The organism is Janthinobacterium sp. GW821-FHT03C08, from assembly GCF_059420905.1.
In genome coordinates, this window is record NZ_JBWKUP010000002.1 from 329,404 (window position 1) to 343,289 (window position 13,886).

A 13,886-nucleotide genomic window follows, 5' to 3' on the forward strand; every position below is an offset into this window, starting at 1 on the left:
CTTGAATCGAACAAAACTGCTGCTACAAATACGATACAGACGACAAAGGAGCCAAAGTCGGATTTCCCCCCTTGCGAGGGGAAACCTCAGACTTTGACTCGGGCGCTAACTGACGCCAGTACAGATATTACTTCATCGAAGCGGTTGCGCCGGCTTCAACCAGTTTCTTAACTGCAGCTTCAGCGTCAGCTTTCGACACTGCTTCTTTCACAGTTTTTGGTGCGCCATCGACCAGGTCTTTAGCTTCTTTCAAGCCCAGGCCGGTGATTTCGCGAACTGCTTTAATGACGCCAACTTTGTTTGCGCCGAAGGTGTCCAGAACAACGTTGAACTCGGTTTGCTCTTCAGCAGCTGCTGCTGGGCCTGCTGCAGGACCGGCCGAAGCCATTGCTGCTGCGGACACGCCGAATTTTTCTTCGAATGCTTTAACCAGGTCGTTCAGGTCCATTACGGACATGGCGCTAACTGCTTCCAGGATATCGTCTTTGCTAATTGCCATTTTGAAACTCCTAAATTTATTACGTTAGTTACATCAGATTGGTACTGAGAGAAAAAAGCGCGCGCAATTAAGCGGCTGCTGGGGCTTCTTCTGCTGCTGCTTCTGCAGGAGCTTCGGCGCCTTCGCCTTTTTTCGCTGCCAGGGCAGCCAGACCACGTGCAAAGCCCGAAACCGGAGCCAGCATAACGCCCAACAACTGCGAAATGAGGACTTCACGGCTAGGAATGCTCGCCAACGCGGTGACAGCAGCTGTATCCAGCGGCTTGCCTGCGTAGTTACCTGCTTTGATGACCAGTTTGTCGTTGGTTTTAGCGAAGTCAGCGATGACTTTAGCTGCTGCAACGGCATCGGCCGAGATCGAGTAGATCAACGGGCCGGTCATGGCATCTGCCAGGCTGGCGAATGCGGTACCTTCAACGGAGCGACGAGCCAGAGTGTTTTTCAACACACGCAGGTACACGCCTTGGGCACGCGCTTTAGCACGCAGTTGCGTCAAGTGACCAACCTGGATGCCACGATATTCGGCCACGACGATCGTTTGCGCATTTGCTACTTGTGCGGAAACTTCGGCGACGACGGCCTTTTTGTCATTCAGATTGAGACTCACGGTCAACCTCCTTAAATGATGTTCGGCAATCACAACCGAGTGGTTGAGCGCCTTGCATCGGTTCGAACACGGCGTCCGAAGTCAAGAAGTACTAAACTGAGCGGATGGATTCACGCAGCATGAGGACTACAAAACTTGTTCGGGTACACCATCTGCGTTGGGCACCCCCCGTTGCCGGGAAGCCTATTAACCTTCTGCATGTGCGATCGCAGTCGGCCCAACGGTCTTTGATTGTCTGCCTGCCTGGTGCGAACACCGGGCAAACAGCCCAAAGATGCGCCCGCAGCGCCCGAAGGCGCGCGGGACTTGATTCTTTACTTAAGCTGCCAGGCTAGCCTGGTCAACACGGACGCCAGCGCCCATGGTCGACGACAGCGAAACTTTGCGCAGGTACACGCCTTTGCTCGATGCTGGCTTGGCTTTGTTCAGGGCGTCGATCAGTGCGACCAGATTCGATTTCAGATCTGCGTCAGCGAACGATTTACGGCCGATGGTAGCGTGGATGATACCGGATTTGTCGGTACGGTACTGAACTTGACCGGCTTTCGCGTTTTTCACGGCGGTAGCGACGTCAGGAGTAACAGTGCCAACTTTCGGGTTAGGCATCATGCCGCGTGGGCCCAGGATCTGACCCAGGGTACCAACGATACGCATGGTATCTGGCGAAGCGATCACGATATCGAAAGGCATGTCGCCGGCTTTGATCTGCTCAGCCAGGTCTTCCATACCAACGATGTCGGCGCCAGCTGCTTTAGCAGCTTCTGCTTTTTCGCCCGACGCGAAAACTGCCACGCGCACGGTTTTGCCGGTACCAGCTGGCAGCACGACGGAGCCGCGCACCACTTGGTCGGATTTCTTAGGATCAACACCCAGTTGTACCGATACGTCGATCGATTCATTGAACTTGGCCGTTGCGCACTCTTTGATCAGAGCGACAGCGTTGTCGAAAGCGTACACTTTGGTACGGTCGACTTTGGCTTTCAAAGCCTTGATACGTTTGGATAACTTAGCCATTATACAACACCTTCCACCGTGATACCGATCGAACGAGCGGAACCAGCGATGGTGCGTACAGCAGCATCCATGTCGGCAGCGGTCAGATCAGGGGTTTTCAATTTAGCGATTTCTTCAGCTTGTGCGCGGGTCAGCGTACCGACTTTGTCGGTATGTGGCTTCGGCGAACCTTTGGTGATCGCAGCAGCTTTTTTGATCAGGTAGGTTGCTGGAGGCGTCTTCATCACGAAGGTGAAGGACTTGTCAGCGAACGCGGTGATCACGACTGGGATCGGCATGCCTGGTTCCATACCTTGGGTCTGCGCGTTGAACGCTTTGCAGAATTCCATGATGTTCAGACCGCGTTGACCCAGAGCTGGACCGATTGGTGGGGATGGGTTTGCTTTACCAGCTGGCACTTGCAGCTTGATAAAACCAATGATTTTCTTTGCCATGATGGCTCCTATCTTGGATTGAGTAGTAGCGCCCCGCCGATCCTACCCTGGCGGGGCTCCTCTGACCGGATTTTGCTGAGACAACTGCAACGCTCCTGGTGGCGCTTGATACAGACTTAAACTTTTTCGACCTGGCCGAATTCGAGTTCCACCGGGGTGGCGCGACCGAAAATGGTGACCGAGACGCGCACTTTGGATTTCTCGTAATTGACCTCTTCGACATTGCCGTTGAAATCGGTGAACGGACCATCCTTGATGCGCACTTGCTCGCCCACTTCGTACAAGGTCTTCGGACGGGGCTTTTCAACACCTTCCTGCATCTGGCGCATGATGGCATCGATTTCGCGCGCGGAGATCGGCGTCGGCTTGTTCGATTTGCCACCGATGAAACCGGTAACCTTGCTGGTGTTCTTGACCAAGTGCCAGCTCTCGTCCGTCATTTCCATTTCCACCAGCACATAGCCAGGATAGAAACGACGTTCGGTGACGGACTTCACGCCATTCTTGACTTCGACAACTTCTTCGATCGGCACGAGGATCTGGCCGAACTGGTCTTGCATGCCCGCGCGCTCGATGCGCTCAGTCAGTGCGCGCATGACGCTTTTTTCCATGCCGGAATAAGCATGCACGACATACCAGCGCTTGCTGCTCACTGGCACGCTCAGCGCTGCACCAGTATCCGCTACCGGAGCGTCGCCCGGAACGGATTCGTCCGCCGCTTCATCATGCACATTTTCGCTCATTATTTTTTCCAACCCAGAATTACGTCATACAACAAAAACTCGAGCAATTTATCCGTACCCCACAGGAAAATCGCCATGACCAACACAAAGGCAAACACGATCGCAGTGATCTGCGTGGCTTCTTTGCGGGTAGGCCAAACGACTTTCTTGGTTTCGCGCACGGCTTCTTTGGCGAAATTGAGAAATTCACGGCCGGTCGTCGAGACATACAAGAGCGCAACAGCAATAACCAAACCAGCCACAAGCGCGCTTGCACGCACCAGAGCTGGTTGGCCTGCCAGGTAATAAAACCCGACTACTCCTGCAATCGCAGCCACTATTGCCAGCGCGACTTTTATCTTGTCACTCGACGTGCTAACGGTTTGCACGGATTGATTTGACATTTTTCTACTTTCGGTGCCCTGCACCTTGACGGTGGCAGGGACGGAGGGCATCGAACCCCCAACCTTCGGTTTTGGAGACCGACGCTCTGCCAATTGAGCTACGTCCCTACGTAAAACTTTCGAGGAGTGCTATTCTACCACCCAGGACGCCCCGGGTGGAAGCATAACATTTCCTTATGCGAGGATTTTTGCAACCACGCCGGCGCCGACGGTACGACCGCCTTCACGGATAGCGAAGCGCAGACCTTCTTCCATCGCGATCGGGTTGATCAGCTTGACGGTGATCGACACGTTATCGCCTGGCATAACCATTTCTTTGTCTGCTGGCAACTCGATCGAACCAGTTACGTCCGTCGTGCGGAAGTAGAACTGTGGACGGTAGTTGTTGAAGAATGGCGTATGACGGCCGCCTTCGTCTTTCGACAGAACATAGATCTCGCCGGTGAAGTGGGCGTGTGGCTTGATCGAGCCTGGCTTGGCCAGAACTTGACCACGTTGCACGTCTTCACGCTTGGTGCCGCGCAGCAGCAGACCAACGTTGTCGCCTGCTTGACCTTGATCCAGCAGCTTGCGGAACATTTCCACGCCGGTGCAAGTCGTTTTGACGGTATCGGTGATGCCGACGATTTCGATCTCTTCGCCGACCTTGATGATGCCGCGCTCGATACGACCGGTTACTACGGTACCGCGACCCGAGATCGAGAACACGTCTTCCACTGGCATCAGGAAGGCACCGTCAACAGCGCGCTCTGGCGTTGGGATGTAAGCATCCAGGGCATCGGCCAGACGCAGCACTGCGTCCACGCCCATTTCGCCTTCTTTGCCTTCCAGCGCCATACGTGCCGAACCTTTGATGATTGGCAGGTCGTCGCCTGGGAATTCGTACTTCGACAACAGCTCGCGCACTTCCATTTCAACCAGTTCCAGCAGCTCTGCGTCGTCGACCAGGTCGCACTTGTTCAGGAACACGATGATGTATGGAACGCCAACTTGGCGGGCCAGCAGGATGTGTTCGCGGGTCTGTGGCATTGGACCGTCAGCTGCGGAGCACACCAGGATCGCGCCGTCCATCTGCGCGGCACCGGTAATCATGTTCTTGATGTAGTCGGCGTGGCCTGGGCAGTCAACGTGAGCGTAGTGACGGGTTTCCGTTTCGTACTCGACGTGGGCGGTGTTGATCGTGATACCGCGCGCTTTTTCTTCTGGAGCCGCATCGATCTGGTCGTATGCTTTGGCTTCGCCGCCGAATTTCTTCGACAGAACCGTTGCGATTGCAGCGGTCAGCGTGGTTTTACCGTGGTCGACGTGGCCGATGGTGCCGACGTTGACGTGCGGCTTGGTCCGTTCGAATTTACCTTTTGCCATTTTGAACTCCTAATGATTTGATTAGATTGCTCAGGCACACGCCCGACGGTCTGGTTTGAATTGCTTCTGTGCTGCCTGCTGCGAATTCTGGTGCCCTTGACGTGGATCGAACACGTGGCCTCTCCCTTACCAAGGGAGTGCTCTACCACTGAGCTACAAGGGCTGTAATTTGTTGCATGCGATGCATCAAGCATCTGAACGGAAACTGGAGCGGGTGAAGGGAATCGAACCCTCGTCGTAAGCTTGGAAGGCTTCTGCTCTACCATTGAGCTACACCCGCGAGGTATCGTTCACATTATCTTCACTTACTTTTGCTACTACCCAGTTTTCCTTGCAAAAACTTGGTGGAGGGGGCTGGATTCGAACCAGCGTACTCATAGAGAACAGATTTACAGTCTGTCGCCTTTAACCACTCGGCCACCCCTCCGCGGGAACCGCAGAGTATGAAGCATCTACTCACAACTGTCAACCTTATTTACTGATGCCCGACTGCTGCATTTGCTTATAAAGAAGAAGTTGGCTGCTTCGGGGCGTGATTATAAGCTCCCGATTTGAGAATGTGCAAGGGTTGGCGCGAAAAAGTCGTCTTTTTTCGTATTTTTTTTATCGCCCCTGCTTGCAAGCCGCATTTTTCCGTCATTTGCCCCGCATTGCTCCCCTTTACCGGGCATCGGGCGGATGCATCCAGGAAGTCCCATGGGGCTTATATTTACGCAACAACTGCTGATGCAGGCCCGACAGTACTGGTAATTTGGGATTACGCGGATCCAGGCGGCGCACGCCGGCAATCAAGGTCAGCGCCTGCTGTCCCATGCGCTCGTCCCAGCCTTCGTGCTCCAGGCATTTCAGCACGGCCACGGCCGCGTTGAACACCACTTGCGGATTGTCGGGCAGGCGCGTGACGGCTTCGCCCATCAGCTCGACGGCGCCGCGGAAGTCGCCCTGCCCCGCCTTTGCGGCGCCGGCCGCCACCATGTCGACCACTTCCTGCCGGCTTTGCCGCGCCAGCGCCTTGGCCAGCTCCTCCTGCCCCGCCCGCTCAAACACGGCCATGGCACGTGTCATGGCGGCGCTGTCGGGTGCATTGCGCATGACCTCGCGCATCACCTCGGCGGCGCCGTCTTCGCGCCCATGCGCCAGGCAGTGGCGCGCCAGCTCCGTCTTGAGCATGTTCGAGCCGCCCACGCTGTGGCGGTTGGCGGCCAGGGCCGCGTCGAGCGACTGCTGCAGCCGCTCCTCGTTGCCCGTCTGCGCATGCAGCATGGCGCTGCACAGGGCGCTGCACAGCTCCGCGTTCTTCTGCCCGCCCATCGACTTGTCGAGGTCGCGGATGATGGCCCCCGCCTGCAGCGGATCGCCCTTGCGCACGAGGGTCTGCACCAGGCGCACATGGTCTTCCGGATCGCGGAATTCGGAATACTTGGCCTTGCTGACCACCAGCTTCAGGGCTTTTTCCGCCGTCTCGATATCGTCGGCCGCCAGGGCCGCCTCGCCCAGGCGGCGCAGACGGCGCACGGCGTGCGGTGACAGGGCCACCGCTTCGCTCAGGGCTGCCTGCGCCAGCGCCGGCTTGCCTTGCGCCAGATGCGTGCGGGCCAGCCAGTCATACGCGTCGAGAAAGCGCTTGTTGTTTTCCAGCAATCCTTCCAGGGTGCCTTGCGCCACGTCGTACTCGCCGAGCAGGAACTGCGTCTTGGCCTGGCCCAGGCGCGCCCAGCCGATAGCCTTGGACGCATACAAGGCCGCATAGATCGGCTCGGCATCGGCCGCCTCGCCCAGCAGCAGATGCAGCTCGGCGCGCAGGCGCAGGAAATCCGTGGCATAGCGGGGATACAGGCTGGCGCCCTCGGCGCAGGCGGCGATGGCCGCGCGCTCGTTGCCCACGTCGATCAAGGCATACACGGGCACGAAGGCGTTGCGCTTGTCCAGCGCGCGGGCTATGCGCTCGAGCATGTTGTCAGCAGTAAACGGTTTCAGGATGTAATCGGTAGGCAACAGCTCGACGGCGCTGACCACCTTGGCGAAACTGCCTTCGCCCGTCACCATGAAGAACATGGTCGACGCATGCATCAGCTTGTGGTGGCGCAAGTCTTCCAGCATCTGCTGGCCATCCTGCCCCCCTTCGAGATCGTACTCGCACAGGATCAGGTCATAGGATTTGCTGCCCAGCATGCGGATCGCCTGGCCCGAACTGGCGGCGTCGTCGATCTTCGCCAGGCCGCACAGGTTGAGCATATTGTGCAGGCTGGCGCGCATGCCCGGATGCGGCTCGATGATCAGCGCGCTGAGACCCTTGAGTTCTTTCATGTCGTGATGTCCGAAAACTCCGCGGCGCACCACACTGGTGCGTGGCGCCAGCCGGCATGAGGCTGCCGAGTATATGCCGGCGCCGCGCGCAAGGGAATGGCGCGGGGCGGAAACTGGCCCGGAAAAGCCGGAAATCAGGCGATGGCGCGCTCCGGATGCCACAGTTGCGGCTCGTGGTCGATCAGGTCAAGCAGTGCGGCCACCACTTCCGGATCGAACTGGCTGCCGCGGCGCTGCTCGATGTACTCGCGCACCTGCGGGTACGGCCACGGTTCCTTGTACGGCCGCTCGTGCAGCAGCGCGTCAAACACGTCGACCACGGCAACGATGCGCGCGGCCACGGGTATGTCGCGCCCTTTCAGGCCATGCGGATAGCCGGCACCATCGAAATGCTCATGGTGGCCGCCCGCGATCTGCGCGCCGTAGGTGAGGTAGCTGACGCCGTCGACCATGTTCGCCGCCCGCTCCAGGATGGTGCGCCCGACGCTGGCGTGCAGCTGCATCTGCGCCCGCTCCTCGTCCGTGTGCTTGCCGGGCTTGAGCAGCACAGCGTCCGGCGTGGCCACCTTGCCCACGTCGTGCAGGATGCTGGCCAGGCCGATCATGTCGAGCAGCTGCGGCGTGAGTTCATCGGCATACACGCCGCGCTGCTGCATGCGGCGGGCGATGGCGTCGGACAATTGCTGCACGCGCCGCACATGGCCGCCCGTGTCGCTGTCGCGGAATTCGGCCAGGTCGGCCAAGGCCACCACGGTCGCTTCCTGCGCCTTGCGCAGCTGGCCGAACATGTACAGATTGTCGAAGGCGGCGGCGATGCGCTGGCAAAACACTTCCAGCAGGTCGCGCTGGATCTGCGCCAGCGGCCACGGCGGCGTGACGGAGATGGCCAGCTCGCGGTTGCCTTCGGTATGGATGAACAGCACGTTGGCCGGATGCTCGAACTGGCTGCGCTTTTCCGCAAACGCCTTGTCGATGGTGGGCGTGAGGGCATGGTCGGCCGGCATGGCTTCCGATTCGGCCAGCACGGCATACGTGCCCGTGGCGGCCACCACCTCGGGCCGCCCCGCGCCGCCCTGCATCAGGCACAGCACGCCGTCGGCGCCCACGTCGAGGATGGCGCTGACCTGGTTCAGCACGCCCGAGGCGAATTCGCGCAGGGAATGGATCTGATACAGATTGGTGGCGCCGGCGAGGATCTTGCCCAGGCCGATGCGGCTGCGTTCGAGCATCATCAGGCTCTCGTAGGCGCGCAGGGCCGAAATCACGGTCGTAAACAGCTTCTGCGTCGTCAGCTCCGTCTTGGCCTTGTAATCGTTGATGTCGTACTCGATGATGACGCGCTGCTCGGGCGCCTGGCCCGGCTGGCCCGTGCGCAGCACGACGCGCACGATGGAGTTGTTCAGGTCGGCGCGGATGCGCTTGGCGAGGATCAGGCCCGCGTCATCCGTTTCCATCACCACGTCGAGCAGCACCAGGGCGATATCGGGCGTGTCGCGCAGGATCTCATACGCTTCGCGGCCGCTGTAGGCGGAAAACAGTTCCAGCTCGCGGCCCTTGAAGCTGACATTGCGCAGCGCCAGCCGCGTGACCGCATGCACATCGACGTCATCATCGACAATCAGGACGCGCCACAGGCGCTGGTCGGGTGCCGCCAGTCCCGCAGGACTCGCCACCGGCTCATCCTCGTCGAGCAGCCAGTTATCATCTGCATCGGCTTTGATGTCGGTCATGAATACTCCTAATGGATAAGGTCGATGTGGACGCTGCTTTGACGCCTGTCAAGCATAATCAGATTAGATGCTGCTTACAACTGGATTCTGCGTGCCACCCTCGCCGCTGGCCGGTGCCGATGCAGGCGCGGGCGCAGCACTCAGCGGCTTGACGCCGCAACTGTCCTGGCCCGGTCCGACGGTCTGGTAGCGCACCTCATACTTGCCCGCGCCAAGATGCTCCACCGTCAATTTGTCATTGGCCAGGATGTACAGGTAGCGCACGTTCGAGCGCCGTTCCAGGTCATACAGCTTGACGAACACGGGCGCCGCATTGGCGCTGTTGTCGAGCGTGACAGCCAGCTCTTCGCCCTTGTTACTGATCGGAAATCCATCCACATACCCCGATTGCGCCGGCCATGGCTCGCCATTCGGCGCCACCAGCGCCGCGGACTCGGCCTGGGCCGCGCCATCGCAGACGGGCCGGGTGGCTTTCAGGCTCAGCTGGGAGACGGCCAGCACGCGGATCTCGGGCGCCTTGGCCTGCGCGGGTTCGGCCGCATACGGCTTGCCCACCGCCCAGCTGTCGATGGCCACGGCCTCCCCCTTGGACGGCGGCAGCAAGGCGCCGGCGCCTGGTGCTGCCGGCTCCGGCTGCGGCTGCGGTTTGGCGCCATCGCGCGCCAGGCCGCTCCAGGCCAATGCCAGCGCGGAAGGCATCGGCCGGGACGTATCGAGCATCAGCAAGGCACCCAGCCAGCCCAGCAGCAAACAAACCACCAGGCTCAGCCACCAGCGCCAGTTGCGCCAGATGGGTGCCTGGCCGCGCCGCTGCTTGCCCGTGGGGGGCGGCACGTCCTGCGCCCAGGCCTGTTCATGCTGCGGGGCATGACCTTTCTGTCGGCCATCCTTGGGCTTGCCTTCTTCGTGATGGGTGCTTTCCAGCCATTCGATTTCCCACTCCTCGGCGGCAATCCACTCGTCATGCTCCTTGCGGCGCTGCGGATCGGACAGGGTGCCATAGGCACTGTTGAGGATAGCCATGATGCGCGCGGCCTTCTCGTCGCCGGGATTCTTGTCGGGATGGTATTTCTGGCTGAGGGCCTTGTACGCGGCACGTATGACTTCCTGCGGCGCCAGGCGCGCCACTTTCAGGTTGTCATAGTGTGTATGTATCTTTCCCATCGTTCTATCTTGAAATCGGTGCGCGGCGACGGGTTCTTGCAGGATGGAACCGTGCTGTATCGGTCATCATATACGATATGACAAGATAATAACCACCGGCCGACAGGAAATTGCAGGGCGTTCATGCCCTGCCTTGATATCAGAGCCGGTGGCTGCGGTCGCCCGACAACAGGGCTTCCGGCAGTTCCACCTGGTGGCCCACCACCAGCACCTTGAACAGCTCGCCCATCTCGGCCGGTGACAGCAGTTTCTGCACGGCGCTGGCCTGCGGCAGGTAGGTCTTGACCTCTTGCGGGTCCGTGCGCAGCAGCAAGTCGCCGATGCCGGCGCCCAGCAGGAAGGTGGCCTGGTTCATATAAGCCAGCACGTCGAGACCCGCCTCCTGCGCCACCACGGCCATGGCCGTGAAGTCGACGTGGGCCGTGATGTCCTGCAAGCCGGGCAGATAAAACGGTTCCGCATGGGCATGGTGGCGGTAATGGCACATCAGGGTGCCCGTGGCGCGCAAGTCCAGGTAATACTCGTGCGCAGGAAAACCGTAGTCGAACAGCACGGCCGCGCCGCCCTTGCCGGCCATCAGCATGCGCGCCAGCGAACGCATGAAGCCGCTGGCGACGCCGTGGATTTCCGTGACGTAGCCGACAGGCAAGGCATCGGCATCGGGGATCTGGGCGGCGATCTGCGCCGCCACGTCTGCACCGGCGGGCCGCTCGACAAAGACGAACTGGCCATCGGCGATGCTGACGTCGAGTTCGCACCAGCCGGCGGGCGTCTTGCTGATCAGATTGACGGGCATGGCATCGAGCACTTCATTGCCGAACACGGCGCCGTCGAAACTGTCAGGGAAACCGTCGAGCCACACCACTTGCGGGAAGGCGGCCAGCGCCAGCTCCTGGCGCGCGCGCAATTCGCCGGACAATTCGACGATCGCATACTGTTCGATATGGATGCCGGCATGCGCCGCTTCCGTCAGGATGTCGCAGGCCAGCTTGCCCGTGCCGGCGCCGAATTCGAGGATGCGCGGGGCCGTTTGCGCCATAATAGCGGCTGCCACGTGGGCCAGGGTGGCGCCGAACAGGGGCGAAATTTCCGGTGCGGTTGTAAAATCGCCATCTTTGCCCAGCTTGGCGGCACCGCCGCTGTAATAGCCGAGGTCAGGCGCATACAGCGCCAACTCCATGAAACGGACAAAGGGAATGGCGCCGTCGTTGCGCGCGATTTCGGCGGCAATCTGGTGCTGCAAGGCATGGGACGCGGCCAGCGCGTCGCTATCGGGTACGGGAAGAGACATACCGTATTGTAGCGAATCGGCGGCGCAGGCCGCCAGTACCGGCCACGGCAAGCCCGCTCACTCCACACCTCGACACAGTAAAGACATGACACCAGCATCGACATCGCCACACAGCACACCCCGCGTCGCCCTCGTCACGGGCGCCGCACGCCGCATCGGCCGCGCCATCGCCCTGGGCCTGGCGCGCGACGGCTGGGATATTGCCGTGCATTACCGCGCGTCGCACGATGAAGCGCTCAGCCTCGTCGCGGAAATTATCGCGCTGGGCCGGCGCGCCCACGCCTTCCCCTGCGACCTGGCCCAGGAAGTGGCCGTGCGCCAGCTGCTGCCGCAGGTGCAGGCGGAACTTGGGGCCGTGACTTGTGTCGTGAACAACGCATCGTTGTTTGCATACGACAATGCCGGCACGTTCTCCGCCGGCGCCCTGGACGCCCACATGCACGCCAACCTGGCCGCGCCCATCCTGCTGGCGCAAGCCCTGTACCATGCCACCCCGGCAGGCGGGCAAGCCGTGGTCATCAACTTGCTGGATCAAAAACTGTACAATCTCAATCCTGATTTTTTGTCGTACACCCTGTCCAAGGCGGCGCTGCTGTCGGCGACCACCATGCTGGCCCAGGCGCTGGCGCCGAAAGTGCGCGTGGTGGGCATTGCCCCCGGCATCACCATGGTCTCCGGCGAGCAGACGGCAGCGAACTTTGCCAAGGCGCATGAAAACACGCCGCTGGGCCGTTCCAGCACGCCCGAGGATGTGGCCGATTGCGTCTGTTACGTGGCCGGCGCCCGCGCGCTGACGGGCACGACCTTGCTCGTGGATGGCGGCCAGCACCTGATCGGCCTGCCCCGCGACGTCATGTTTTTGACCAAATAATCAGCAGCCAGACCAAACAACCAGCATTCCAGCATCCCCTATAAGGTAAAACTATGTCGTCCGCCCTGTTCCACCCCCGCCTGGCCGATTGCCGCCGCCTGTTCCTGCGCAATTACGAAGTGCTCATCAACATCGGTGTCTATGACTTCGAGAAAAAGGGCGAGCAGCGCGTCCTCATCAACGTCGACCTGTACATTCCCCTGGCCCTGTCGACGCCGAAGGATGACCAGCTGGAAGAAGTGGTCGACTATGACTTCATGCGCGAAACCATCGCCAAACGCATGGCGCAAGGCCACGTGCAGCTGCAGGAAAGCCTGGTTGACGACGTGCTGGCGGCCATGCTGTCGCACCCGCGCGTGCGTGCAGCCCGCGTGTCGAGCATGAAACCGGACGTGTATCCCGACTGCGAAGGCGTGGGCGTGGAAGTATTCAAGATCAAGGATGAAGTATGAGCAACATGAACAACACCGCAGTGCTGGAAACAATGACAACGGCCGTGGAGATTCCCGCCAACGTGGACGCGCAGAAACTGGCGCGCAAGAAGGCGGAAAAGATCGCCCTGGAAAACAACAAGCTGCACAAGCGCTTGTGCCGCCTCGTGGGCCAGGCCATCGGCGACTTCAATATGATCGAAGACGGCGACAAGGTGATGGTGTGCCTGTCGGGCGGCAAGGATAGCTACGCCCTGCTGGACATCCTGATGACCCTGCGCGAGCGCGCGCCCATCCACTTCGATATCGTCGCCGTCAACCTGGACCAGAAGCAGCCGAACTTCCCGCCGGAAATCCTGCCCGCCTACTTGACGGAACTGGGCGTGGCGTTCCACATCGAAAACCAGGATACCTACAGCATCGTCAAGCGCCTGATTCCGGAAGGCAAGACGACGTGCTCGCTGTGCTCGCGCCTGCGCCGCGGCATCCTGTACCGCGTGGCCGACGAGCTGGGCGCCAACAAGATCGCCCTGGGCCACCACCGCGATGACATTCTGGAAACTTTCTTCCTGAATATGTTCTTCGGCGGAAAGTTGAAAGGCATGCCCGCCAAGCTGCAATCCGATGACGGCAAGCACATCGTCATCCGCCCGATGGCCTATGTAAAGGAAGAAGACACGCAGCGCTATGCGGAAGTGAAGGGCTTCCCCATCATCCCGTGCGACCTGTGCGGTTCGCAGGAAAACCTGCAGCGCAAGCAGATCAAGGGCTTGATGCGCGAATGGGACAAGAAATTCCCTGGCCGCGTGGAAAGCATCTTCTCGGCCCTGTCGAACGTGGCCCCATCGCACCTGATGGACCCGAAACTGTTCGGCTTCAAGGACTTGAAGGCCGATGGCGTGGCCAATCCGATGGGCGACATCGCCTTCGACGAAGAGCCGTGCTCGACGCCGACCACCTTCGGCACGATCCCCCTGCAACCGTTGTAATCCACTGTTGTAAGCCCGTGTTGTTTCGCCGCCACCATCACGGTGGCGGGCAGTATCT

At 60.1% G+C, this 13,886-nt stretch carries 14 protein-coding genes and 4 tRNA genes; 3 read left to right on the forward strand and 15 right to left on the reverse strand.

Features of this window, described 5'->3' with window-relative positions:
- Positions 1-127: 127 nt before the first annotated feature.
- The 15 genes from rplL to AC07VL_RS03945 all read right to left on the reverse strand — a co-directional run bounded on the left by rplL (position 128) and on the right by AC07VL_RS03945 (position 11,537).
- Positions 128-499 (reverse strand): 50S ribosomal protein L7/L12, encoded by a 372-nt coding sequence (gene rplL / locus AC07VL_RS03875; RefSeq protein WP_070223390.1) that lies wholly within the window; start codon positions 497-499, stop codon positions 128-130.
- A 67-nt stretch (positions 500-566) separates the two neighbouring features.
- A complete protein-coding gene (rplJ, locus tag AC07VL_RS03880) occupies positions 567-1,106 on the reverse strand; it encodes a 50S ribosomal protein L10 (protein WP_034753621.1) in 540 nt (179 codons plus the stop codon).
- Positions 1,107-1,424: 318 nt separating this feature from the next.
- A complete protein-coding gene (rplA, locus tag AC07VL_RS03885; protein WP_034753134.1) occupies positions 1,425-2,120 on the reverse strand; it encodes a 50S ribosomal protein L1 in 696 nt (231 codons plus the stop codon).
- Complete coding sequence (gene rplK, locus AC07VL_RS03890) at positions 2,120-2,554, reverse strand: 50S ribosomal protein L11 (protein WP_034783246.1); 435 nt, start codon at positions 2,552-2,554, stop codon at positions 2,120-2,122. Before rplK ends, rplA begins: the two co-directional genes overlap by 1 nt.
- Positions 2,555-2,670: 116 nt before the next feature.
- On the reverse strand, positions 2,671-3,297 hold the full coding sequence (nusG, locus tag AC07VL_RS03895) for a transcription termination/antitermination protein NusG (RefSeq protein WP_076565135.1): 627 nt from the start codon (positions 3,295-3,297) through the stop codon (positions 2,671-2,673).
- Positions 3,297-3,680, reverse strand: a complete 384-nt coding sequence (gene secE, locus AC07VL_RS03900; protein WP_010394308.1) for a preprotein translocase subunit SecE — start codon at positions 3,678-3,680, stop codon at positions 3,297-3,299. The genes nusG and secE overlap by 1 nt, the downstream gene beginning before the upstream one ends.
- Before the next feature lie 32 nt (positions 3,681-3,712).
- Positions 3,713-3,788: transfer RNA gene (locus tag AC07VL_RS03905), tRNA-Trp, on the reverse strand.
- A gap of 66 nt (positions 3,789-3,854) precedes the next feature.
- Entirely contained in the window at positions 3,855-5,045 is a 1,191-nt protein-coding gene (gene tuf, locus AC07VL_RS03910; protein WP_100428800.1) for an elongation factor Tu, read from the reverse strand.
- Between the two features lie 88 nt (positions 5,046-5,133).
- A tRNA-Thr gene (locus AC07VL_RS03915) sits at positions 5,134-5,208 on the reverse strand.
- Positions 5,209-5,251: 43 nt separating this feature from the next.
- Positions 5,252-5,325 (reverse strand) — tRNA-Gly (locus AC07VL_RS03920).
- Positions 5,326-5,387: 62 nt separating this feature from the next.
- A tRNA-Tyr gene (locus AC07VL_RS03925) sits at positions 5,388-5,472 on the reverse strand.
- 233 nt (positions 5,473-5,705) lie between these two features.
- Positions 5,706-7,352 (reverse strand): response regulator, encoded by a 1,647-nt coding sequence (locus AC07VL_RS03930; protein ID WP_494804674.1) that lies wholly within the window; start codon positions 7,350-7,352, stop codon positions 5,706-5,708.
- A 134-nt stretch (positions 7,353-7,486) separates the two neighbouring features.
- Positions 7,487-9,082, reverse strand: a complete 1,596-nt coding sequence (locus AC07VL_RS03935; RefSeq protein ID WP_290603174.1) for a DUF3369 domain-containing protein — start codon at positions 9,080-9,082, stop codon at positions 7,487-7,489.
- A gap of 63 nt (positions 9,083-9,145) precedes the next feature.
- Positions 9,146-10,246, reverse strand: a complete 1,101-nt coding sequence (locus tag AC07VL_RS03940; protein ID WP_494804675.1) for a J domain-containing protein — start codon at positions 10,244-10,246, stop codon at positions 9,146-9,148.
- 139 nt (positions 10,247-10,385) lie between these two features.
- The gene (locus AC07VL_RS03945; protein WP_494804676.1) at positions 10,386-11,537 is read right to left on the reverse strand and encodes a class I SAM-dependent methyltransferase; all 1,152 of its coding nucleotides are present in this window, start codon (positions 11,535-11,537) and stop codon (positions 10,386-10,388) included.
- 85 nt (positions 11,538-11,622) lie between these two features.
- On the opposite strand from AC07VL_RS03945, the gene AC07VL_RS03950 reads away from it, so the two are divergent.
- Genes AC07VL_RS03950 through ttcA form a run of 3 tightly spaced genes read left to right on the forward strand, consistent with a single transcriptional unit; the run spans position 11,623 to position 13,828 of the window.
- On the forward strand, positions 11,623-12,408 hold the full coding sequence (locus AC07VL_RS03950; protein ID WP_494804677.1) for an SDR family oxidoreductase: 786 nt from the start codon (positions 11,623-11,625) through the stop codon (positions 12,406-12,408).
- Between the two features lie 53 nt (positions 12,409-12,461).
- Complete coding sequence (locus AC07VL_RS03955; RefSeq protein ID WP_092798596.1) at positions 12,462-12,860, forward strand: dihydroneopterin aldolase; 399 nt, start codon at positions 12,462-12,464, stop codon at positions 12,858-12,860.
- A 32-nt stretch (positions 12,861-12,892) separates the two neighbouring features.
- Complete coding sequence (gene ttcA / locus AC07VL_RS03960; RefSeq protein ID WP_290603241.1) at positions 12,893-13,828, forward strand: tRNA 2-thiocytidine(32) synthetase TtcA; 936 nt, start codon at positions 12,893-12,895, stop codon at positions 13,826-13,828.
- Positions 13,829-13,886: the final 58 nt, after the last annotated feature.